The following is a 23,578-nucleotide window of genomic DNA, read 5'->3' as shown; positions in this document are numbered from 1 at the left end:
TCTTCCGTTTCTTTCAGGGGATTAGTGCCTTGACCGCCCAGCCATTGCCGTATGGCCCATAGGACAGGGTGCCGCCCATTTTCGCAAGGCGTTGGGAGAGTCGTTGCAGTCCGGTTCCACCTGTCGGCTTCCCGCTTTGACCGGATGCCTCGCCGGTGGTGTCGTGTCCGGAGACGTGTCCATCGTTGCGGATCGTGATTGCTGTTCCGCCATCACGGTAATGATTCCAGGAGACGGCAATGCGGGTCAGTCCCGCGCCGTGCCGAAGGGCATTGGTCAGTGCCTCGCGAGTGACGGCGAAGCATAAATCCGAACGGCGGGGATCCTCGACGCGTCTTCCCGTTTCGGTGAACACGACGATGATTCCGGTTGAGCGTATGTGTTCCAGTACGGGTCTGATATCGTCCCAATCCCGTAAACGAAGGATGTCATCCTGATTCACTGGTTCAAGACCGACCTGTTCCAAAGACGGCTGCGATTCCTCTTCATTGAAGACCTTTAAGATGCGGCGCGTATCACCCAGACTGTCCTTCGCAATCGATGTGATCTCCGCTAAGACATCGGCCAGTTGCGGGTCGGAATAGCCGCCGTTCCTTATGCAGTCCTCGCCTCCCTGCGATAACGCGATGATCGAGGTCAATCCATGACCGACGCTGTCATGCAGTTCGTTGGCCATGCGAAGGCGCCGTTCCGTACGATTCTTCTCCTCCGCCAGTATTGCGGCCTTTCGCCGTGCCTCGGACAGCAGCCTATTCGCCGTTCGCCGTTCCCGCACTATGGACAACAGTGAGGATGCGATGCCGGCCAAAGCGACGGAATACAGTAACGCCAAATACTGAGGCTGTAGATAGGAGGGATAGATGCATTGCATTGCGATCATGCAGATCATGGCCAGATCGCACATGGCCTGGGCATACAGGGGAAGCCGAATGCACAGATAGAGCACCAGGATAAGCGCGACCTGCGTGTATGAGTGCAGGCCAACGCCGAACAGGACGCCCAGGGAGAGTTCTATGAATTCCAAGGCCAGCAACGCCACGGGGCTTCTGGACCTTAACGTCACGTTTATGGCTCCTAAAACCAGCAGTATGAGGAAGTACCATATCCCCGCTCCCTCGTTGAGGAACCGGATAAACGAATATCCTGTGCCGATTGCCATCCGCTCTTTCACATAATCGCGGATCAGCACGCCCATCGTGCCAACGATGCAGATCAGAGTCGTCGTGAAACGAAGCAGGCGTTCCCCTTTGAGCTGACGAAGCCATAGGATCAATCGATCCCGCGGGGTGACGGCCAGCGTTTGTCCCCCATCTGATGACTTACCCCGGCGTGAGCCCATAATGAGGCGGTTCCTCGCAACCTGCACCTTACGCCTTCTTCGTTGTCCGAGAATACAGCTCTCCCATTATCTACGATTCGAGGCTCGCATGTCCATGACCTGGCTCCTGTTTGACATCTACGGATGACAGTAACTTATCGCGGACTTCCCGCTCCGCTTGCGGAGAGAATGCTCCAGGCGGGGCTGTTCGACATACTCTCCGCAATCGGCGCGGGAACGCGGCCCCGGGCCATGCGCTACGCGCATGACCGTGTTGCTTGGCCGCTCGCATGCTCGCGGCGGTGGGCCGCGCGGAATCTGACGAGGGGTTTGCGGCCACCACCAGCATGCCATGCGCTCCGTCTGTGTTCCCTGCGCCGTGTCCCGCGCCGCTCCCGTGCCTGCGCTGCGACGGCGGACCAGCATGCCGTCTTCGCTACGGCCCGGATCGTCGCGGTCCACGCCTCCGGTCTCTCCGCCTACGCGCATGGCAGGCGGGTGGTGTCCGAAATGGAAACCACACGGAAAGGACCGATGGACATGAACGACATGGTGGACACCCGCATGGCGGGAACCGGACTGGCGAAACGCGTACGCGACGGGTTTCTTCAGGACCGGCGTGAACTTGGACCGGCGCAAGCGGCCGACAAGTGGTTCGCGCCCCTGATGGACAGGTGGAACGGCCTGCTGTCGCGCGACGAGGGCGGCTTCTCCCATGAGGAGCGCGTCACGCTGGCGGTGCTGATGACCGAGTGCCTGAGCATGCGGGACGCGCTGATACTCGCATCGCTGCGCGAAATGGGCGGCGGCGAACTGCACATGCTGTACGCCCAGCCGCATTCGATGGAATCGGCGGCCGTGGTCATGCGCGAACTGTCACGGGCGTTCAAGGACGCCGACTACCAGCCGGACACGCGACGCGGGGAACGCGCGACGGCGTTGCTGGAATCGGTGACGGCCGACGCGCCGGACGGATACGAGGCGCAGCCGATGGCGTCGTGCGCGTACCTGCTGTGGATGGCCGACCGTTCGACCGCCGCCGCGGTGCGCGCGCTCAAGGCCTTGGCCTTGGATGACGACTGTTCGCTGGCGTCCCTCGTGCTCGCGGCCAGCGAACACGGCATACGCCCCGCATGGACGGAACGCCGCCGCCACTGAACGTCGGCCGCGGATTCAATCCGGTCGGGGCTTCCGACGCCGGAAGCCCCGACCAATCCCAATCATCCGATTTTTTCAAGGAGACAATCATGGAAACCGCAATCATCGAACGTCCCGTAATGACCGACGAGAGCATGGACGAATCGAACATCGTCATGCTGGACGTGGGTCTCATCGACCCGAACCCCGCGAACCCGCGCCGTGACGTGGGCGACGTGTCGGAACTCGCGGATTCGATACGCGCGCAGGGCATCCGGCAGAACCTGCTCGTCACTCCCACGCCGCGGGGACGCTACCTGCTCGTCATCGGGCATCGTCGCCTCGCCGCCGCCAAACTCGCCGGATTGAGCCGGGTGCCCGCCGTGGTGGCCGATTTGTCGGAACGGGAGCAACGCGAGCTCATGCTCGTGGAGAACAGCCAGCGCGCCGACCTGACCGTCATCGAGGAGGCCGACGGCTATCAGGGGCTTCTCGATTTGGGCGTGGGCGTGGACGAGGCGGCGCAACGTACCGGCCGTTCCGTGTCATTGGTGCGCCGACGCCTGAAGATAGCCGCCATCGGCGAGAACGCGCGAAGCAAGGCCGGAACCGCCCAGCTGAGCATCGACGACTGGGAAACCATCGCCGACTTCGACCGGTATCCGGACCTTCAGGAACGGCTCGCCGAGGCGGCGGGCGGCAAGAACTGGAACATGGCCGTCAAGCACGCCCGGCAGGAGCGGACATGGCGCGAATGGCTCGACACGGCGAGAGCCGAATTGGAACGCATGGGCATCGACGCGGCCGACGAACAACCGAACACGGACGGCTGGTATGACTCGCCGAAGGGATTGCGACGCACCACGATGCTGACCACGGGCGACATCGCCAAGGCCATCGACGCATGGCGCGACTCCCATGACGGTGCCACGCCCGTCGTGGGGGTGCGGGCCGAAGGCGCGTCATGGGCGCGCGGCATCGTCCTGTACGAGACCGTGGACGAGGAGGCGGAGACCGCGGCCCGCGAGGCGCGGGAGGCGCGTTGGCGAGAGGAACGGGAACGCGAGGAACGCGAGACGGCACCGGCCAAGGAGTTCGCGCGGGCAAGCCGTGATTTGCGCATCGCGTTCGTGACGCATCTCATGGAACTGAAATCCCAGCCGAAAGGCATCGGCAGGGCCGTCGCCCTGCTGTCCGCGAGATTCGCGCTCGATGCGCTCACCGAGGGATTCGACCAATGGGACAGTCACGCCGAAGACGTCTGGGGGCAAATCACCGGCATCGACACGACGGGCGACGGCGCCGATGCCGAGGAGCCGGAGAGCGAGGCCGAAGACCCGTTACGCGCGTCCGTCACCGCGATGATTGCCGGCGACCCGCAACGGGCCGCGTTCGGACTGCTCTACGCGTTGGCCGAGGAACGCGTCAGCTGGGAAACGTGGCGCGGCGCGGCGACCATCGCGGAACACGCCGCGCCACTGTACGAGGCTTTGGAAACGCTCGGCTACCGCACCTCGGACACGGAGACCGAAGCCCTCAACGGCTCCCTCGCGCCAATCGATGACGACGACAATGGCGGGGATGCCGGCATAGGGCAGGACGGCGAACCGGACGACGACGGGACGTCGCAGACCGACGACGCATCCGGCGAACCGGAAGACGCCGAATAGACGACGGACTGGGCGGAACCGGAATACGGGTTCCGCCCAGTCCGGGCGCGGACGGCGAAACGTGACGGCGCATGCGCGCCCGCACCTGCCGGAGCCAAGCGGCGGCGGGTGACGCTCAGCCGTGGCGGGCGGAGCGTCGTCGGAGCCGCGCGTCGCACCAATCCATGAGCATGCTCGCAAGCACGGCCGTGAGGAACGCGGCGACGATTAACGTGAAAGAGCCGTCCAATGCCGGAGCGTCCGAGCCGGCGAGGAAATGCATGAGCAGGAACGCCAGCATGAGCAATCCCGACAGCATGGCGAACGCCGTGAACACGGAATTCGCGAGGAACACCACGAGCCGCAACGGGTGCGCGAGCAGGGCAAGGCACGAGGCCACGCCCCGCATCAGCGTGCGTATCACGCCCGTCGCCAGCGACAGGCCAAGCATCACCAGCAGCATCGGCATCGCCGTCACCTCCCGTATGTCGCCAATGTCATCCAGCGTAGCCGCCAGGACGCGGGAAACCGAATCGCAACCCCTCCGGGTCCAATCCAATCGAACCGGACGTGTCAGCATCCATGGCATCAGCCGCATTCTCCGTTGCGGCGTTGTCCTTCGTCAGGGCAGTCTCCGGCGCATCGGCGGCGGATGCCGGTCGGCCGCCGGATTCGACGGCCGAATCCGCGCCATCATGGATTTCGCCATGGCTATCGGCGGGATTGGCATGTCCGTAGTCGGGCGTGACGGCATGGAACGCCATGCCCGTCTCCCTCGGCTCCATCCTGAGCGTGCGCACAAGCTGGGCGCGCGGCATGTGATGGTCGTCGCAGAACGACTGGGCGGCGTCGCGGAATCGTTCCGCGGCCCAGCGCATGTCGTCCAGCAGGATGCCCAAACGCGACAGTTCGCCGCGTTTGCGCCGAAGCGCCTCCAACTCGGCATCCAATGCGTTGTCGGCGATGGCGCGCATCGCCCGGTTGCGTTCCCTCGGCTTCGCCATGACGGTCTCCTCACGGTGATTGTTCTTCGTTGCCCCGCATCGTAGAACGACGCCGGCCATGATGCCGGCGGACACGAAAACGGAACCGGCACCGGCATGCGAAACGTGACATGGAGTCCGCCGCGCATGGCGTGGCACGAAGGTGAAACTGACCGGTGCCGCAACCATCCCTCCCCGGAGGGGCGGTTGGTGTGCAGCAAGCATCGCCGGTGTACGTACACCGGCGCGGCCCCGCGAAGCTCGGGGCCGATCGCGGGACACCCGTGGAACCCGATATGAGGAGGCGCCGATGGGCTGGAAAGGCAACCGTTCCAGGACGATCCGCAAGACGGTCACGTTCAGCGAGGAGGAATGGCGGTGGGTGGCGGACTCGCTCAAAGTGGAGAACCGTCAGCGTATCCAAGCCGGGCTCAGGCCCGTGGGATGGATGGCGTTCGCCCGCAACCGGATCAGATGCGCCCACCGCGTCAACATCACCGTGCCCGCGAACCTGCATGACGTGAGCGCCCAACTGGCGAGGATCGGCAACAACGTCAACCAGATCGCCCGTCACGCGAACACCACGCGGGAGACGGACCTGGCCATGCTCTCGCGCGTGTTCGACGAGCTGCGCCAGGCGGAACGACTGGTCGCGGGCCTGAGCATCCGGGTGGAGACCGACGTCGACCCCAAAGGGGTGCCCGAATGGCTGTAGTCAAGATCGGCAAGATCAAAAGCACGCTCGCCCGCAGCATCGCCTACGTGACGAACCCGGCCAAGACCGACGGCTACCGGTGGGCCTCGACCACCGTCGGCGATGACATCACGGACGCCGAGTCCATCGCCCGCGGCTTCGAACGTGCGTTGGACGCCACGAAAGGCGGCTCACGCCGACGGGGCGCCGTGTTGGCGCTGCACGTGATCCAATCGTTCGATCCCACCGACCAGGTCACGCCCCGATTGGCGCATCTGATCGGGGAACGGTTCGTCCGGGAGATCACCGGAGGCACGCACGACTACGTGATCGCCACCCACACCGACAGGTCCCACATGCACAACCACATCCTCATCTGCCCGGCAGACCGGATTACGGGCAAGGCCCTGCGTCTGCGGAAAGGGACTTTGGGCGAATGGCGGAAGATCAGCGACCGGCTGTGCCGCGAATACGGGCTGCACATCCTCATGCCGGAACAGTCCGGGCGCGTGGCCCCGTCGATCGGGGAACTCCACCTGAGCGCCAGAGGCGGCAACCTCAAGGACCGGCTGCGCACCAGCATCGACACGGCCTGCATGAACGCCCATGACTTCGCGGGATTCCGCCGCGAACTCGCGACGCTCGGCGTCAACGCGACCGTTCGCGGCGGACGCATCACCTACACGTCATGCGGGCAGACCCGCGGAATCCGAGACCGGCGACTGGGCGTGGCGTACAACATGCTCGCCGTCATGGGCAAGATCCACCGGCGCACGCTCAGCGAGATCATCTTCCATGAGGCCATGATCACCCGTCGGACGGATACGGCGGTGACCGTGCGGGTGCCCGGCACGCACGGACGCCTGCACCTGGCAATACCGTGCGACCGGCTCGTGCGCGACGGAAGGATCTGGCACGCCTACCTGTCCGACGACGTCAGACAGGTGCTCACCGACGGGAACGGCGGCTATGTGCGGTCAACGGACTGCGAGAGCCTGTACGCATGGTTCGCACGGCCCGCGCTGCGACTTGAGGACTACTGTCGGCAACGGTTCGACGGCCGGGACATGACCGGCGTGAACGGGCGCGCGCTGCGTCAGGTGATCGCCTGCGACCGGCTCGCCGACAGCCTGCGCGAGCTCAATGTGCTCGCCCAAGTCATTGATGAGGGCGACGGCCGATTGGCGACGCTCGGCCGACTCACCGACTCCGTCGAACGCAACGCGAAGCACATGCGCGCCCTGATCGCGCTCATCGCCGACAACCACGATCAGGGAGCCGACGCCACGGGACTGGAAGCCCAGCTCGCCATCGAGGAGCAGGAGACCCGCAACCTGGCTTCCGACGCCCTCGCCCTGCGCCGGCTCATCGCCCGCACCGCGCCAGCCTCCGAACGCTCCGACGGCGCACGGCGCGCGCAACGCCGCGATGACGGGCATCGTGTCCGCCGCAGGAACCGGTGAGCCGGCGGAAGCTGGAACGCAACGAACCACGACGGATGACGGGAGAATCCCATGGCGGCCGAGGACCAGGCACAGGAACTCATGATGCGCGTCAGCGAGCAAGGCACACGCGTCATCATCGACGTGACCAAATACGGGCTCGACAAGGCGCTGCACCTGCTTGGCATCGGCGTGCACGCCACCGGCGAGACACTGCGGCGCATCAGGACCACCGGCAAGGTGGACGGCAAAACCCTGCATCGCACCGGCGAGCCGATCAACGTGCAGGAAGTCACCGGACGATACGCCCGGCAGCTCGAACACGACCTGAAAAAGGCCGGCATCACCTTCCACATCGAGCACGACCGCGACACCGGCCGCACCTTCCTCCACTTCCAAGGCAGGGACGCCGACGAGGTCAACCACGTCGTCTCGCGCATCGTCGAGCGCCTCAACCGGGAACTCGCCCAACAGGAGACCGCCACGATTCCCGAACCCGGTGGCGCCGACCACGCGCAGCCGTCCATGGAGACGACGCCGATGCCGGAACGGGAGGAGCCGAACCCGTTCCTCGAACCATCCGACGACGCGCTGCGCCTCGCCTTCGACGCCGAATCGCCATCGAACGGCCGGTTCGACTTCCGCACGGTGCCCTGGGACCGTGACGCCGCGATCATCACCGACCAGCTCGACCGGCTCCACATACCCCACCACACGCAACGGGTCGCCGACGACACGGTGCGCTTCACCTACCCGGCCGGCCAGGCCAGACGTATCGCCGACGCGATCGAATCCCTGACCGCACGCTCGCGGGGCCTGGACTGGAGCCGCATGGACATCCCCGCCCCGGACGGCGGCGTGCGACGCCCCAAAACCAAACAACAGACCCTGAACGACATCCGCAAGCGGGCCGGCAAACGCATCGAAGGCCAACGCCGCACCGCGCCCTCGAAACAACGCACCCGCACCCGGTGAACGGATGCGCGACGACCATGACCGGAAAGGAGCATCGCCATGCCCGAGCTTTCAGCCAACGCGCGTTGGCTCATGGACAACCTCATCGACAACGACCGGCAGGCCCTGGCGGACATCGCACGACGCGGCGAGCAATACGCGGCCGCCGGCATGCCGCAGGACAACCGGCTGGACCAGGTCGCCCGCATGGTCGTCGATGACGCCATCCGACGCCACAACCAGGCATGGCCCGACGCCGCGATCGGCTTCCCCGCGCCGGACCTCGACCAGGCCTCCGACGAGATCGCCCAACGCATCCGCACGCAGGCCGCACGATCATGGAACACGCCCGACGCCATGCAGACGCCGACGCAATGGCAGCCCGAACATCCCGGGAACACGCATACCCCGGCCCCGGAGCCAAAGCAGGACGGGACGGCCGTCGGCCGTCCCGGCGGCGAGCAGCCGACGCAACCCGCGGCCGGCGGAAGAACAAAGGAGATCTGGCCGCGCGTGAACTTCCCCAACAGCTACGTGCACCTGTACCGGATGACCTCCAAGGACGGGCGCACGTTCGACAAGATGCGCGTGGCGATACCGCAAGGCACCAGCATCCGCGGCGTGGACCTGACCGGATGGCAGCTCGACCGCTTCCTGACCGACCATGCACGGGACGCCAAACTGAACGGGCGCGACGTGACCGTCAGCTTCAAACCCGGCGAACCGGTGGAACTGTGGCGCGGCAAAGGCGAACAACGCGAGACCATGCGCATCGACGACGCATGGCAGCTGTGCCGCGCCGTCAAAGCGCAACGCATGGCCTACGCGAGGCAACACGCCGAAAACAAACCGGTCACCGCCACCGGCACCCGAACCGGCGAGGAACCGCCAGCAGCAGCACCCGGCCCGGAGAACCCCGAACAGGCGGCCGCGCAATCCCAGACGGCCGGCAAGAGCCGGACGCTCGACGCCATCAAGGACAGGGCCAAACGCCGTGCACAGACACCATCCACCACGCCGGCAAGAACGCAGGCGCAAACACAGACAAGGAGCCGATGATGGCGGAAGACGATCTGACGATCAACGTATGGGTAGGCAACCTCGGCCGATACAACGAGGGCACGCTCATCGGCGGATGGCTGCGCCTGCCCACGGACGAGCAGCGGATCGACCGGTTCCTCACCGAACAGGTCGGACTGACGCTCGACGCGCAGCAAGCCTATGAGATCGGACGCCAAGGAGGCGTCGTCTACGAGGAATACGGCATCTTCGACCACGAATACACGGGACTGCTCGCCGCACTCGACTACCGGCCCGGCGAATACGAAGACATCCACGCCCTGAACACGCTCGCACAAGCCGCCCGGATCTTCACGCAAGACCAGCCCGAAGCATTGGAGGCGGTACGGCTGGCGGCCGACATGAACAGCGTGCACGACCCGATCGGACTGGCGAACCTGCTCGTCCAATCCGAGGACATCGAATACATGACCTACGACCCGCCGCAAGGCATCACGCAGGAGAACACGCCCGACCTGGACGAGATGTACGGCTGGCATTGCGTCAACCAAAACGCCGAACTCGCGAAACTCCTTGACGGACCATACGGCATGTACTTCGACGTGGCGAAATACGGGCGCGACGCCACCATCAACGACAACGTCACCCTCGCCGACCAGGGGTTCCTGCTCGACGCCACCATCCCCGACACCAAACGGTATTCCGGTACGGAGCTCAAGCAGATCATCGACGCCTACACCGACAGCGAGCCCGGCCTCGACGCCACGATGCCGACGGTCTCCGATGCATTGCAGATGGTTGAACGCTGGGGAGACACGCACGACAACGTGATGCGATCGGACGACGCCACACGCATCACCGAACGCATCATGCGGGCCAACGACACCGATGACGAAACCCTGCGCCGACAGGTCCAAGGCCTCATCAAACCGGTGGCCGACCAGCTGGACGGCGACATGCCCTCAGGCTCTGCCACGTTCGCCAGACTCATCGCCGAACACGCAGCAGAACGCGCCAATCCCGACCAGATGCCGGCACGGGAACCGTTCCAGCTCGAATCACTGCTCGAACCCGGCGAACGCATCATGGAATACACGCTCTCCGGCACGGCGACGAACTGGGGGGCACCCGTCTACCAGTGCATCATGCCCACCGATTCCACCGACATCAGCGCAGGATTGGAGGACACCCTCCAACGCATCATCGCCGACCGGACCGGACACGGCGACGCCGCCGCGATACTCGCCGAAACCATGGGCGCCAAGCCCGCCGGCGAACTCGACCCCGCCGACGGCATCACCCCGATCGACCAGGGATACGCGCTGCCCGCACCCCTCACCTCCTTCAACCCCAAACCGGCGAAAGAGGAAGAGCCAAACACGTCGAAAGGCAAGGACACGGTGCTCGACGGCATACGCCAACGGGCCAGCCAGCGCGCCGACGACCCCACAGCCCATCCATCCGCACCGGACCGGACGAAGACCCGCAACCGATAAGCCGCCGAGGAGACCAGCATGACCACCATGGACACCGCCTACCGGCAACTGCAGGACGAACTCAAACGCCTCGGCTACGAGCTGCGCATGGAAGGCTTCGGCATCCTCCAGCCCCAAGGCTCCTACGGGGACATCGAACCACCGTACCGGCTCGTCACCCTGCGCGAGATCCCCATCGAACCGTTGCCCGAATGGTCGGCCGACGTGCACCCGCACGACATCACCTACCGGTTCGATGCCACGCGATACCAGCACGACCGCGACCAACGGGACACCGTTGACGTGCGCGACTACGAAACATGGACGCGCACCGTATGCGACGAACAACACGTGCAGGGCCGCGTGCTCATCGACATGGACAAAACGGCGGAGGAACGCATCGCCGACCTCGCCACCGCAATCCACTACATCCAATCCGCGAACCCCGCATGCCGATCCTACCCGGTGGACCGCAAGACCCGACGCAACGAACTGCCCGACCGCACTCGCATCAGCCAGCCGATTGATGACTACCGGGACCCGTGGAGCATACGGGTCATGGCCGCACGGGAACAGGCCCTCGACACGCTCGCCTCCAAACACGTTCGGGTGGCCAGAGCCCGCGCCGAATCCGACGCGCTCACCGGAGGCGGCCGTGACGCCCGCACCATCGGACGCGACGCCATCAACGCCGTCCAAGGCAAAGCCCCGAACATCGACAAACCCACCAGAAAACGCAGGCCAAGCCGATGAGCGACGCCCGATACCCGCAGGCCTATGCGCGCGGCATCCTCACCGATGACGCCAGATTCCACACCGACGGCAACGGTAGGACGACGGCAACCCTGACCGTAAACGCCGGCACCATGGACGCGCCGCTCATCATCCGCGTGCACGCAGCCGGAGACCATGCGGCATACCTACGCGAACAGGGTGCGCTGCAGGGGCGACGGCTCATCGTCCACGGCATCATCCATGAGGAGGAAACCGCCGACGAAGCATACATCCTGGCCGACGAAATGGCCCTGCACACCAGCGTCAAGGACACGCTCCCGTGAACACGGCGCGAACGATCACCATCATCGGCGCAGATGAGAAAACCAACGGCGCTCCAATCACACACGAAATCCCCGCCACCTACGATACGGGAACACCTGTGGGACGCATCCTTGCCGCGATGTGCGACGGAGGCGACACCATCGAGAACCGCCAAGGCCTCACGCGCATCACCATCGCCGCCGACGCGGGAAACAGACAGCCGACGCCCGGGCACGATGAACTTTTGCCGGCGGACACCGCCGTCATGCAGCCTGCGGCCGACGATCCGCCATGGACCAGGGAACAAACGCTCACGAACATCCGCGTCCGCGCCGAACACCGCGTCAACAGCCGGATTGCGCAGCCGGCCGATGCCCCCGCAGGCGATGACATGCGACGAGCCATGACACAGCACCGCGGCGGCTTGGAAAGAGACAGGGGAAACCAATGAAACGTCTGCAAGCCATACTGCCCGCGGCCATGGGACTGTTCACGCTGTTCTGGCTGGGCGACAAGATCGGCTACCAGATACGCGCCGACCTGGATGAAGGCATGAGCGTGATTGACCTGATGAACAGGTTCTGGCTCGACCTGTACCATCCATTCCACCTGTCCACGAACCATACCGACCTGCTGTGCGGACTCGCCGCAACGGGCGTCGGCCTGCTGATCTGGGCATACAAGTACACGGCACGCCTGAACCTGCGCAGCGGCGAGGAACACGGCTCCGCACACTGGGGCACCCCGAAGGACATCAAACCGTTCATCGACCCCGTGGAATCCCACAACATCCGATTCACCGCGACCGAACGGCTCTCCATAGACACACGACGCACCCTGCGCAACCTCAACGCGCTCCTGCTTGGCTCATCAGGCTCCGGCAAAACCCGCTACTACGTCAAACCCAACCTATTGTCCGTGGACATGAACTGGGCCGTCACCGACCCCAAAGGCGAACTCAAACGCGATACGGAACACGCCATGCGCGACCGCGGCTATCAGGTCAACACGCTCGACCTCATCCACCTCGACCGATCCGACCGGTTCAACCCCATGCGCTACATCGACTCCAAGGAACCCCAATCCGCGATCCTGCGCCTGACCGACAACCTCGTCACCAACGCCACCGGAGACCGCAAAACCGGAGACAGCTTCTGGCAGGACGCCGAAAAAGCACTCCTATGCGCCCTCATCGCATGGACCTACTACACCGAAAGCAACCCCACCCTCAACCAAGTCACCGACACCCTCGACCGCATGGGAGCCAGCGAACAAGACGAAGACAAGGAATACATCATCGACGCGCTCTTCGCCGAAACCCAAACCGAAATCCACCGCATGCGCGAACATCCCGACGACTACGACGCGGAAACCCGGAGAATGCTCGACGGGCTCGCGTTCGCATGCGCCCAATACAACACGTTCCTCAAAGGCGCCGGCGAAACCAAGAAAAGCATCATCATCACCACCGGCGTCCACCTCGCACCCCTCCAAGTGCGCGAGGTACGCCGGATTCTCGACGGCGACGACATCCGGCTCGAAACCCTCGACCGAGGCAAACGCATCATCTACCTCGAACTGCCCGACACCAATGCCACGTTCTCCTTCATCGCCAGCGTCTTCTACCAATGCCTCTTCGAAACGCTTGTACGCAAAGCCGACGCCCAACCCGACGGCGTGCTTGACCGCGACGTGCACTGCATGCTCGACGAATTCGCCAACATCGGCAAGATCCCCAACTTCGTAAGGCTCATCGCCACCATACGAAGCCGACGCATCAGCTGCAGCATCATCCTTCAGACCGTCAGCCAAGGCAAAAGCCTCTATCGGGATGACTGGGAGACCATCGCCGGCAACTGCGACAGCCAGCTCTTCCTCGGCGGCAACGAACCCAGCACCACCAAATACATCAGCGACCGGCTCGGAGACCAAACCATCGACGTCATCGAAACCAGCGAAACCAAAGGCCTCAACGGCAGCTGGACACGCAGCACCCGCAAGAACGCGAGAAAACTCCTCACCCCGGACGAACTCGGGCGCATCCCCACTAGCCAGTGCATCTACCTACTCAGAGGCATACCACCGTTCCTCAGCGAGAAGTTGTGTCATCTATAGATGACACAACTTGTATGTATCGGTCAGTCTCTTGAATATGCATGAAATCATGCATTAAATGCAAACAAAAAAAGATTATCCCGATATTGACGGTTCTCGCAGTGACGAGCTTGACGCTTCCTGCGAATGCATATGCGTATGGAAGCGACAATGTGGAGATGCAAGAGATCCAGCAGACGCTTCATCAGTATTCGCAAGAACTATTAGCCGAATATCATTCGCCGCGTACGAGGTCCAAACTGAACATCCCACTTACCGCGGAGGAACAAGCCAAAGAGGGTCTTATCAGCAAGAATGTTGAAGTCGTACCGACAATTAGAAGCATTCAATCATCAAATGACGGAGAGTATCTGATTGATGCAGATATGACCGTGAACGTGAGTCTGGACGCAGACTCGGATACTGTTATTTATGTTAATGGTAAGCGAACGGACCATCTTGACCAGAGTTGGACTTCTACGCATGTCATGGAGCTTGCCCATGTGGGAAGGCAGCGAGGGTATTCAATTATTAGCGACAAAGTGATTGATGAACAAGATTCACCGGAATATGCCGACGCATCGGATGAATTGCCGACCGAAGACAAAACACCTGCTTCTTTGGATGAAAATGGCGCATTAGAAAGTGAGGCACTCAATAAGGCTCAGACATATGCCTTCGGGGACAACTCCGTCGGAGTAAATTATATTAAGGCGATGAATTATGCCGATAAATGGACGAGTCCTGAAAATAAAGATAAAATGAATCCTGCGTATCCGTCTTTTGGCTCTAACTGTACAAATTTTGTCTCGCAGGCTCTTCATCAAGGCGGAATGACGCTGACGCGGCTATGGAATTACTCTACTGTAATGCCGGATAAGCTGACAACACGCGCTTGGATGAATGCGGATAGCAATTATTCGTACATGAAGCATTATTCGCATAGTTATGACAGTTTGGATAATGTTTGGAAAGCATGGCAAGGCAGCATATTGTATGTCGATTGGACCTCAAATAATGAAATCGATCACGCTATGTTCGTTGTGGGTGTCGTCGTAAAAAAACGGCAAAGCCAATCCAGTCATAGATCAGAAGACGGAGAATCGTCATCAAATCACGTTGACGGAGTCGTTGCAGCATGCCCATGAACAAGGAAAAAATAATATGACCTGGTATGGGCTTCAATATCGTTATGACTGAGAAAATGGACTCTGGCTGTCATGAAGAGTAAAAGGTATTTTCAGATTATATCAGTCATTGCCCTGATATATGTCTGCATGACGGGCGTACTGATGTTTCAGGTGTCCGCGGCATATTCTCAGTGGGAAGAAGACCAAGTTTTCTGGAATTTAGCGACTTTAGTCTCAGCAGAGACCGAAAAGGCGAATGCGCAAAAATTTGGATTAACTGAATTTGAAAGACCTGAACTTCCAGAATATGCAGATCCGTCTCATAAATACAGTATATTCGCATGGAAATTGCTGAAGGAGAAGAACGATATCATAGCGAGCGATGAGCTCATGAAGCAACAGACGGAATCTCATCTTGAATACGCGAACAGTGTTCTTAATGAATACAATCGTCGCAATTGATGAGATAAGGGCTATTCCATGAATTCTGTGGGATAGCCCTCGTCTTTTTATTCTTTAGAGTCTCTTTAATCTGGTCAAGTTGACCAGCCCGGCCGTGACTGCCAACGACAGATTGGTCGAATTCAACCGCAGGCTCCCTGATATGTTCGACATCGTCGAGACCGACTGGCCCGGAAACTCGACGAATACCGCAGCGCCGTCTCCTAGCCATTCTTGCAAAGTGATGTTAACCCAGCTGGTCGGGAAATGAGGGGATTGCTGATTGCTCAGGCACCTCCCAAGTGGGATTGCCTTGCGTGACTGGCGAGGATAAACCTTCCGATGATGGTGCGGACTGTCGGTTCGATGATTGGGGATCCGATCCTGACTGTGTGAAACCATCCGAATGGTCCGCATCAGATGTATCCTCGTTCTCTACAGTCGTCATGGAATCCCGGACGATTTGCATGACTTCGTTGAGGTCTTGGATGGTTCTGTCATAGACATCAAGACTCTGGTGGTCGCGCGTCATGAGTCGTGCATGGGTGATCTGCTCATTGAGTCGTGTGCGGGTGTTGTCGTCTCTGACCTTGTTCTCGGATTCTTTGTAGAGCCTATCGGCGTCTTCAATGGTTTGACTCAGTACGTTCTGTGCGTTGTCGATCTGTTGTTGTTCGTGTGATGCCTTGACCGTGTCAACTGTGTCATGCAGGTTCCTGATCTGGGTTCTGAGCTGGTTGTTCTCTCTCCCTATTTCTGCACGATTGCGATCGAGACGGTCGGCCGTCAGACTCGGATTGCAATTTTCTGTTGAGATTGATGGCTGATATTGCATGATTTTGGCGAGCAGTTCCAAAGACTTGGGATCCTGCACGTCTTTATCCTGGAGCTTCACATATGGTTCCGCCTGTTTCAATGCCTTGTCCCATGCAATCCGCACTATGTCAGCTTGCTTGATTGCATGATTGCATGACGTGAGCGCCTCCTGATGGTCATAGTTCTTCTTCGCCATGACAAGGCCTGTGGTTAATCCCGTTGCGATGACCGAAGCGAGCATGATGCCGGCGATGCGGGTAAAAGGGATATGCCGATGGACGGCCACCTCATCCGCATTGTCAGCAGATAATTCCGCCAAGGGCGCATCATCCTCGACATGTTCTCCGTCCTCCATCGGCATGCCTACCGTCGTTCCCGTCCGCTTGCCGGGCTTGGAGGCGAGAGTGTTATTGCTCCTCGTATCGCAAGGCGGCTCATCGTCGATGATGGGTGTGATGGGCAGCAGCCGATGCTCGGGTTTCCTGTCGGGCAACGGTTCCGGTGGAGCCCCAGCGGTTTCAGGATCTGCAATGGCATGCGCAGCCCACTGGTCGAGTTCCGGCCATGTACCGGGATGATCGCAGATTTGCGCAAGGAGATCCCAGTTGCCGGAATCGCTCATAAGATCGGAAAGCTCGCAAGGATCAAGTTTGGGATTGATGCGGCGCATGCTTCCTTCTTTCCCTCGGGATTAGTGGATGTAAGTGATGCTGGGATTGTTGGCCTGCTTTTTGGTAAGGGTTCTGAGCCATGCGTATGGGAGGCCGCCGCCGGATTCGCTGACGACGATGCTGCCGTCGTCCTTGATTTCCTCGACGATGGCGACGTGTCCGTAATCGGCGCTTGCGCCGAGATAGCCTTTGGCGAAGCTCGCCACGTCGCCGAGCTGTATGCCGCCGCCCGTCGGGTATCCGAATTTTCTGGCGCTTGACGCCCACATCCAGCCGTCGCCCATGTAACCGTCCACAGGTTTGCCGATCTGCAATCGGCGGGCGGCCGCCCACCATGTGCATTGGCCGATTTCATAGGTGGTGATCTTGCCTACGGGCGTGCCGGTCGCCGCCACGTCCACGTTTAGCGTTCCGGGCTGCATGACCAATGGCGGCGTGAGCTTGCCGATGGTTCGGCCTGCCGTGGCCGAGCAGCCGCCTCCCGCGTCGATGGCCAGCTTCACGTTGTCGAGATACCGTTTGGTGGTGTTGGGAATATCCGGGTATCTCATGAGATTGCCTTCGCCTGCGTTATGGGCGATGACCAAAGCCGTCAGATCGTCAAGCTCGGCGAACGGCATGCCCGGATGCTCGACTTTGAGTTGTTTGACGCCTTCCAGACGGTTTTTCAGGTATATGCCGCCGTAATGAGCATGGACCATGGGGGCGGTAATGCCTTCAGGCGGCGTCTGGTCGGCGCCTTCGGGATGTACGCCGCGCCATACGCTCCTGTTCATCTGCAACAATCCCCATGTTCCGCCGTTACTGTCGTCGGCATACGCATCCGGTCGGAAACCGGATTCCTGCTTCATGATCGCCGCGATGAAATCAGCGCTTAATCCGCTCGATCGAGCCGCCTCACTAACCCATGGCTTCGCCTCGTCCGGGACTTCGATCACACGGGCCTCGCAGCCTCCGTCATCTCCGACGGCAACGGTGGGGATGAACCACAGCAGCAGACTGAAGACCATCAGTACCGCCGCCGCGCCCAATAGAAATGGAATGCTGACCGCAGTTGATGCCGATGCCGCAACACCGGCCTTCACCGCCGTCATAGTCCGAGAAACCGTCTGCGTGACTTGTCGTGCAATCTGCGTCGAAGCTCTGGCAGCGGATTTGGTCCCGTGGACACCCGATCGTACGGTCTTGCCGAAACGCCTCGTACGTTTGGCACGAACCGAAGCCGTTCTTCCTGCCATGGCACGTGCCGTTGAACCTCTTGCGGCATGTCTTGTGCGAATAATGCCGGTCACGCCGTCGCGTACCCGGTCTGCAGGGACCATTGGCAACAACAGATCGTCGTCCTCGCTGGTCTCCGTCTGTGTCGATTGCGATTCAAGCACGGACCGTGTCGCCTTCACACCACGGTTCAAAGCGCTGACGGTTGTTGTGCCGATTGGGCGCGATGCTTCGGATTGACTATTCCTGATGGTGGTTCGTGGCCATTTTAGCCCGGTCAGCATTGGGCCATGGGAGAGTCCATTGACATGACGGACTTTCAAGCCATGAATCGTGCCGTTCGGCCGAACGAGATTGCGTGTGGCGTGGAATGAGTCGGAGGTGACGGGTCTCATTCGGGCTTCCGATCCTCGAATTTCGTGGTATACAGCCGGTAAAGCAGACTATCGGCATCGATGCGCCCGTCGAACGGTATGAACGCGGTGCCACTCTTGGCCATGCCCTGACCGGGTTGCACCCCGGTGAAGAACGCCCGCTGCTCATCGGACAGCCTCAGCAGTTCGCACAAGGCATCGGCATCCGTGGCGGTCTGGTTCAGCAGCAACAGGAAGTCGCTGTTCGCGAGCATCAGACGCGCATCCTGGTTGGCCAGCAGCTCCTCGATGTTCTGCGTGATGCCGGTGGGGCACAAGCCCCATTTACGGGCGCGCTTGTACAGGCGCAGGAAGTATTCGGCCGCATACCGGTTCGAGAACAGCAGATGGAACTCGTCCACCCACAGCCAGGTGCGTCGGCCGAGACGGCGATTTCTGACGACCCGGTTCCATATCTGATCCAGAACGACGAGCATGCCGAACGTGCGCAACCCCGTTCCCAGATTGGAAACGTCATAGACCAGGAACCGGCTGGACGTGTTCACATCGGTGGCATGAGCGAAGGCGTTCAGACTGCCGGTCGCGTAGATTTCCAATGCTCGCGCGGCATCACGGGCACCCGGCTCGTTCAAAGCCGCGAGACGATTATGCAGGGTGACGAGCGTGGGCATGCCCAGTTCCGGATGTTCCCGCACCTCGCGATACATGCCGATGACCGTACGGTCGATCAGACTGCGCTGCATGCGGTCGATTCCGTCCTGTCCGCCGATTAGCACGCCGAGCATGTTCAGCACGCTCGCGCATTTCGACCGGATCGGATCGCCTTCGGAATCATCCTCATACTCGATATCCAAAGCGTTGATATGCGCGCGCGACGATTCCCCGATCTCGACTCGCTCGCCGCCAAGACCGGTGCACAACGGCGTGAACTCACGTTCCGGGTCGATGACGATCAGATCATCGTCCGGACGGGTCAGATAGATCTGGGTGATCTCGTTCTTCGCCGCCTGGCTCTTGCCTGACCCGGTCGTACCCAAAACGAATCCGTTGCCGTTCATGCCTTTCGTACGGTCGATGACCACGGGATTGCCGGTGCGGGCGTTCGCCCCATGGAACACCCCGCCCGGCTCGAACAGCTCCTGCGACGTGAACGGTACCAAAATCGCCGCGCTCGACGTGGTCAGCGTGCGACGCATCGGCGGCAAAGGATTTCCCAATGGCAGCACGGCGTTCAGTCCCTCCACCTGCATGTAGGCCAAGGTCTCGGCCACACATGACTGTCCATCGATCGCGGCCGTCACGTCACGGACCGTCTGGTCCAGTTGCTCGCGACTGTCCGCCGACACGTCCACGATCATGAGGGAATCCACCAGACGGTCGCCGTTATGCTCCAGATCATCGCGCAGTTCGCCCGCCTGGGCCATGGATTCCTGAAGATCATGAGGCAGCATGTCCTCGGGCAGATGCTGTTTGCGGTTCTTGTGCCGCTCGTCGATGGCCTGCATGTCCATCTCGGCGATCGTCCGGTTCACGAGCTTCAACCCCTCGGCCTTGCCCCGCGGGGACAGATGGATGCCGACCGTGATGTCCGCCTTGATGTCCGTGATGGACGACACCAGCTGATCGCTCAGATAATCCGGGAAATCACGCACCAAAAGACACTGATGCCATACTTCCGTGGTGCCCGAGCTCAACCGGAGCCGACGGCGGTCCGACACGTCCACGGCGAACGGGGCCACGTAATCCTTCGTGGACATGCCATGCGATTTCAGGAAGCCGTCCTCGGTGAACGGGAACCGGACACCGTGCCGCAGCATCCCGTGCAGCACCGCCAGACGCGACTGACGGTTCAAACGGACGCCGACGCATCCGCCCACCGATCGCAGTTGCGCCGTGGCACGTAACGCGGCACGGTTCAGCAGCGTGACCGCACGTTCCCCATCCCGCTCGCGCAGCGTCAACGTCAGATACTTGTCCGTTACCGCGCCCTGCGAACGGCCGGCGAGACGCCGACGCACATTGCGGTTGAAGTCCCCGCGCAATCCATCCAACGCATCGCCTCGGAGCGGCATGGCGATGCTACGCGTCACCTCCTCGGGATCCAGCATGCGCGTGGCGACCGTGATTTGGACACCCATGTTCTCGCCGACCGAATTCAGGAAACGACCCCACCGGTCCACGACGTCCAGCTGCTGATCCTGGGTCGCGACCTGATAATTGATGTCGCTGATTCGCAGAGACACGCTCCACCGATCGCCGCCAAGGAACGCGATGCCATTGGACAGCATCGAATCATAGCCAAGCAGCTCCTTCGATGAACGAGGCATGCGGCGATTCCCGGACCGCCGGTTCCCGGCCTTTCCGTGTCGCTTGCCGTTGCCTTTGACCGCCTTGCTGCCGCTGATGTCAGACATGACGACGTGCCTTCCTTCCCTTGATTCGTCTACGGGTCTTCTCCTTCAACGACGGTTTGCCGGGAAACCTCGCGGGAACATAGGATTCAAGCAGATAGACCTTCGGACCGAAACGCTGGCGCAGCATGTATCCCAGATACCGTTCAGGCTTCAGTCCCTTCGGACGCCACCAGCCCCACAGCGCGAACGGCAGGCACACCGCAAACAGCAGATACGACCCTAGATCGGACAGTCCCAACGACCAGAACAACGCAGCCTCGCCTCCGCCCAGAACGAGCATGCACGCGGCGGCCGCCAGTTGACGCCAGCTCAACCCCCACATCACCTTCGCCTCGACATTGGCGATCTCCTTATATACGCGCATCTGCAACATGAAAGAATCCTTTCCCTGATTGGATCCGGTTTGTGATAGGCGGCTACTCGCCGCCGGCTATGGCCCGGCTGACACGCTGACTCACCGCGATCACGAAGAACAGCAGGATGCCCGCCATCATGAGATTGCCGAAATTGCCCGTCACCCACGCCACCATGCCCTTGTCCGCGGAATTCGGGATCTTCACGGCATCGACCACGATTCGCTGATAGAACACCAGACAGATGAACACGCACACCGCATTCACCGACGTGCGCGCATACGACTTGAAGAAACCCACGCCGATCGCCTTGGTGTCCTCATGCACCAGAAACGCGAACGGCAACGACTGAAACGCCGTCAACGCATACAACTCGATGAACCGCACATACAGCACCACCGTGAACACCACCGACGCCAACTGGGACAACAGCCACGGAATCACCAGCAGAAAGAACAACGCCGCCTGCCCCATCACCCCGGCATCGCGAATCTGGTCGCGCATCAGATCACCCAGCTGACCGCCGTCGCCCGTCGCCTCATACGACATCTGCGAGGACACGCCCTGCATGAGGAACTGCGTGGCCTGATTGAACATCCGAATGAACAAACCGGCGTTCTGCACGGCGATGAACACCAGCGCGATCTTGAACATGGTGCCGGCCACGATCTTCACACCCAGATCGCGATCCGCTTCGATGCGCGTCGAGTTGCGCGCCAGCTCCAACGTGAACATAACCGCGAGCACCACCGACGTCAGAGGCTTGACGGCGACTCCATGCACGTTCACCGCCAACTGGTAAAGAGCGGGATTCCATGTCTCCGGCGCCTGGGACAACAGCCCGGCAGTGATCGAACCGGCACCTCCGCCGCCGATCATGTTGAGCATGGCTACGATGAAGTCCTCCACGGCAGGCCCCGAACCAGCTCAGCCCAGAGCCACCGCGTTGAAAATCTGCGCGGCCGCGATGATCATGCCTCCACCCACGATCTGCCACAGTCCAGACTGCGTCTGCGGTCCATTATGATCCTTCAGGCCGCCGCCGAATGTGACGGCACCCCACACCAGCCACAAGCCACCGCCGATGGTGGCGAACCTGACGAACAACTGAAGCACCTGATTCAACAAATCCACGACGGCCTCCTCTGACGACGATCAAGGAGCCCGACAGGCGGCCTCCGTTGACACCCATCGTCAGGGAAAACCGGCAGGATAGCGGCGGACAAGAATGGTCTCGTTGTCCTTTATGTGCGGCGAGACCGTTTTGATCGGGACGAATAAAGAAGGAGGCGAGCAAAAAGCTCGCCTCCTCGATTCATGGAGTCAAATTCAGCGGAACCAGACCTGAGCGTGGTAACTGGTCGAGTACCCGTCATCTGCGTATGCGCGGCTGGACTGCAGAGTCCACACGGTGCTTGCTACGCGCCTGCCATGCTGCGCATAGGAGCGACCTTGGGTTCCTCCGTTGGTCCAAGTCTGGGCCAAGGCATAGTCCGTGCCGGCATGGAGAGCGTAGGTTCCGGCCGCGTTAGCGGCAGGAACGGTGAAAGCCATCACGGCTGCCGCAGCTGCGGCGACGGCTCCGACTTTGCCCAGCAGACCGATTTTGCTTTTGGTGGTGGTGTTCATGGGAGTTCCTTCCTCCTTGGGTTGTCCAACCTTTCCGGTTGGTGCTCCCATAATATGCATTGACTGACTAGTCAGTCAACAAGAATCAACGATTCTTGTCATACGATTCCCTTATAGCTTGTTATCAGAGGGTTCAGCCGCTTTGCTCAGACCGGTTAGGGACAGATAGAAATCAAGGGCCTGACGGAGCTGCTGCTTATTCTTCCATCGATCAGACCTTATGACGGCGATGTACATATCGATTAGGGCTCCTGTCTTAATGCTGTCATGGGCGTCGTTGGACTGCCCAAACAAGACTAGTTCAAGTGCTTCCTCCCACTTCATGTGCCCCGCGTTCTCCGCTCGGGCTTTTTCTTCATGCAGCAGTAATCCGGAACGTATTCGCGCATCTTCATAGTGCATGTCAGCAATCGCGGCGAGAATCCGAGCGAAATCGCTTCTGCCGCTACATTGGGACACTTTTGCGCACAGGCGCTCATCGCACCATTGGATAAGCGTATCCCGTAATGCTTCCTTCGTGTGAAAATGGAACAGCACTGTGCCACGCGTCAAACCAAGTCGGTCAGCGACGCCCTGCAATGTGGTCTTCGCATATCCCTGTGTTTCAAATTCGAGAGCCGCGGCTTCGAGCAGGGCTTCGCGCGTTCTACGTCTCCGTTCCGCACTATTCATCGATATCCTCGCATTCATTGACTAATCAGTCAGTATGGGTAAGGATATCTTATCGT

At 60.9% G+C, this 23,578-nt stretch carries 24 protein-coding genes; 13 read left to right on the top strand and 11 right to left on the bottom strand.

Annotated elements, in window-relative coordinates; genetic code table 11:
* Nucleotides 1–13 precede the first annotated feature (13 nt).
* Nucleotides 14–1,339: a sensor histidine kinase gene (locus EMO90_RS06865; RefSeq protein ID WP_043164982.1), complete on the bottom strand. Its 1,326-nt coding sequence runs from the start codon at nt 1,337–1,339 to the stop codon at nt 14–16.
* Nucleotides 1,340–1,858: 519 nt separating this feature from the next.
* Here EMO90_RS06865 and EMO90_RS06860 point away from each other — a divergent pair.
* Nucleotides 1,859–2,476, top strand: a complete 618-nt coding sequence (locus tag EMO90_RS06860; protein WP_150335865.1) for a DUF4192 family protein — start codon at nt 1,859–1,861, stop codon at nt 2,474–2,476.
* Nucleotides 2,477–2,565: 89 nt separating this feature from the next.
* Nucleotides 2,566–4,125 carry a ParB/RepB/Spo0J family partition protein gene (locus EMO90_RS06855; protein WP_044089056.1) on the top strand — a complete coding sequence of 520 codons (1,560 nt, stop codon included), beginning with the start codon at nt 2,566–2,568 and terminating at the stop codon, nt 4,123–4,125.
* A 115-nt stretch (nt 4,126–4,240) separates the two neighbouring features.
* Here EMO90_RS06855 and EMO90_RS06850 read toward each other — a convergent pair whose 3' ends face one another.
* Nucleotides 4,241–4,573, bottom strand: coding sequence for a hypothetical protein (locus tag EMO90_RS06850; RefSeq protein WP_043164796.1), 333 nt, complete (start codon nt 4,571–4,573; stop codon nt 4,241–4,243).
* A gap of 28 nt (nt 4,574–4,601) precedes the next feature.
* Complete coding sequence (locus EMO90_RS06845; RefSeq protein WP_052119034.1) at nt 4,602–5,108, bottom strand: hypothetical protein; 507 nt, start codon at nt 5,106–5,108, stop codon at nt 4,602–4,604.
* 289 nt (nt 5,109–5,397) lie between these two features.
* On the opposite strand from EMO90_RS06845, the gene EMO90_RS06840 reads away from it, so the two are divergent.
* From EMO90_RS06840 to EMO90_RS06790, 11 genes are all read left to right on the top strand, one after another.
* Complete coding sequence (locus EMO90_RS06840) at nt 5,398–5,802, top strand: MobC family plasmid mobilization relaxosome protein (RefSeq protein ID WP_043164798.1); 405 nt, start codon at nt 5,398–5,400, stop codon at nt 5,800–5,802.
* Entirely contained in the window at nt 5,793–7,244 is a 1,452-nt protein-coding gene (locus EMO90_RS06835; protein WP_150353650.1) for a relaxase/mobilization nuclease domain-containing protein, read from the top strand. The genes EMO90_RS06840 and EMO90_RS06835 overlap by 10 nt, the downstream gene beginning before the upstream one ends.
* 51 nt (nt 7,245–7,295) lie before the next feature.
* Nucleotides 7,296–8,198: a PcfB family protein gene (locus EMO90_RS06830; protein WP_043164800.1), complete on the top strand. Its 903-nt coding sequence runs from the start codon at nt 7,296–7,298 to the stop codon at nt 8,196–8,198.
* A gap of 39 nt (nt 8,199–8,237) precedes the next feature.
* Nucleotides 8,238–9,236: a hypothetical protein gene (locus tag EMO90_RS12430; protein ID WP_223847977.1), complete on the top strand. Its 999-nt coding sequence runs from the start codon at nt 8,238–8,240 to the stop codon at nt 9,234–9,236.
* The gene (locus EMO90_RS06820) at nt 9,233–10,693 is read left to right on the top strand and encodes an antirestriction protein ArdA (protein WP_081886554.1); all 1,461 of its coding nucleotides are present in this window, start codon (nt 9,233–9,235) and stop codon (nt 10,691–10,693) included. The genes EMO90_RS12430 and EMO90_RS06820 overlap by 4 nt, the downstream gene beginning before the upstream one ends.
* An 18-nt stretch (nt 10,694–10,711) precedes the next feature.
* Nucleotides 10,712–11,425 (top strand): hypothetical protein, encoded by a 714-nt coding sequence (locus tag EMO90_RS06815; RefSeq protein WP_043164802.1) that lies wholly within the window; start codon nt 10,712–10,714, stop codon nt 11,423–11,425.
* The gene (locus EMO90_RS06810; RefSeq protein WP_043164804.1) at nt 11,422–11,730 is read left to right on the top strand and encodes a hypothetical protein; all 309 of its coding nucleotides are present in this window, start codon (nt 11,422–11,424) and stop codon (nt 11,728–11,730) included. The genes EMO90_RS06815 and EMO90_RS06810 overlap by 4 nt, the downstream gene beginning before the upstream one ends.
* The gene (locus EMO90_RS06805) at nt 11,727–12,161 is read left to right on the top strand and encodes a hypothetical protein (protein ID WP_052119036.1); all 435 of its coding nucleotides are present in this window, start codon (nt 11,727–11,729) and stop codon (nt 12,159–12,161) included. Before EMO90_RS06810 ends, EMO90_RS06805 begins: the two co-directional genes overlap by 4 nt.
* Nucleotides 12,158–13,825 carry a VirD4-like conjugal transfer protein, CD1115 family gene (locus tag EMO90_RS06800; protein WP_150353651.1) on the top strand — a complete coding sequence of 556 codons (1,668 nt, stop codon included), beginning with the start codon at nt 12,158–12,160 and terminating at the stop codon, nt 13,823–13,825. The genes EMO90_RS06805 and EMO90_RS06800 overlap by 4 nt, the downstream gene beginning before the upstream one ends.
* A gap of 158 nt (nt 13,826–13,983) precedes the next feature.
* On the top strand, nt 13,984–14,952 hold the full coding sequence (locus EMO90_RS06795; protein ID WP_223847982.1) for an amidase domain-containing protein: 969 nt from the start codon (nt 13,984–13,986) through the stop codon (nt 14,950–14,952).
* 129 nt (nt 14,953–15,081) lie between these two features.
* A complete protein-coding gene (locus EMO90_RS06790; RefSeq protein WP_146143583.1) occupies nt 15,082–15,396 on the top strand; it encodes a hypothetical protein in 315 nt (104 codons plus the stop codon).
* 226 nt (nt 15,397–15,622) lie between these two features.
* Here the strand turns inward: EMO90_RS06790 and EMO90_RS06785 are convergent, their stop codons facing one another.
* From EMO90_RS06785 to EMO90_RS06750, 8 genes are all read right to left on the bottom strand, one after another.
* Nucleotides 15,623–16,861 carry a hypothetical protein gene (locus EMO90_RS06785; RefSeq protein WP_223847975.1) on the bottom strand — a complete coding sequence of 413 codons (1,239 nt, stop codon included), beginning with the start codon at nt 16,859–16,861 and terminating at the stop codon, nt 15,623–15,625.
* 21 nt (nt 16,862–16,882) lie between these two features.
* Nucleotides 16,883–18,244: a CHAP domain-containing protein gene (locus EMO90_RS06780; RefSeq protein ID WP_223849700.1), complete on the bottom strand. Its 1,362-nt coding sequence runs from the start codon at nt 18,242–18,244 to the stop codon at nt 16,883–16,885.
* Between the two features lie 227 nt (nt 18,245–18,471).
* On the bottom strand, nt 18,472–20,781 hold the full coding sequence (locus tag EMO90_RS06775; RefSeq protein ID WP_223849701.1) for a VirB4-like conjugal transfer ATPase, CD1110 family: 2,310 nt from the start codon (nt 20,779–20,781) through the stop codon (nt 18,472–18,474).
* Nucleotides 20,782–20,860: 79 nt separating this feature from the next.
* A complete protein-coding gene (locus tag EMO90_RS06770; RefSeq protein WP_043164813.1) occupies nt 20,861–21,241 on the bottom strand; it encodes a PrgI family protein in 381 nt (126 codons plus the stop codon).
* A 43-nt stretch (nt 21,242–21,284) separates the two neighbouring features.
* The gene (locus tag EMO90_RS06765) at nt 21,285–22,130 is read right to left on the bottom strand and encodes a hypothetical protein (RefSeq protein WP_043164814.1); all 846 of its coding nucleotides are present in this window, start codon (nt 22,128–22,130) and stop codon (nt 21,285–21,287) included.
* 18 nt (nt 22,131–22,148) lie between these two features.
* Entirely contained in the window at nt 22,149–22,355 is a 207-nt protein-coding gene (locus tag EMO90_RS06760) for a hypothetical protein (protein ID WP_025263185.1), read from the bottom strand.
* 195 nt (nt 22,356–22,550) lie between these two features.
* The gene (locus EMO90_RS06755) at nt 22,551–22,850 is read right to left on the bottom strand and encodes a hypothetical protein (RefSeq protein ID WP_043164820.1); all 300 of its coding nucleotides are present in this window, start codon (nt 22,848–22,850) and stop codon (nt 22,551–22,553) included.
* Nucleotides 22,851–22,961: 111 nt separating this feature from the next.
* Nucleotides 22,962–23,522: a TetR/AcrR family transcriptional regulator gene (locus tag EMO90_RS06750; RefSeq protein WP_052119037.1), complete on the bottom strand. Its 561-nt coding sequence runs from the start codon at nt 23,520–23,522 to the stop codon at nt 22,962–22,964.
* Nucleotides 23,523–23,578 lie beyond the last annotated feature (56 nt).

The organism is Bifidobacterium vespertilionis, from assembly GCF_008698145.1.
GTDB lineage: Bacteria > Actinomycetota > Actinomycetes > Actinomycetales > Bifidobacteriaceae > Bifidobacterium > Bifidobacterium vespertilionis.
The sequence above is the reverse complement of the archived record's forward strand: the minus strand, read 5'-3'. Positions and strand labels throughout refer to the sequence as shown.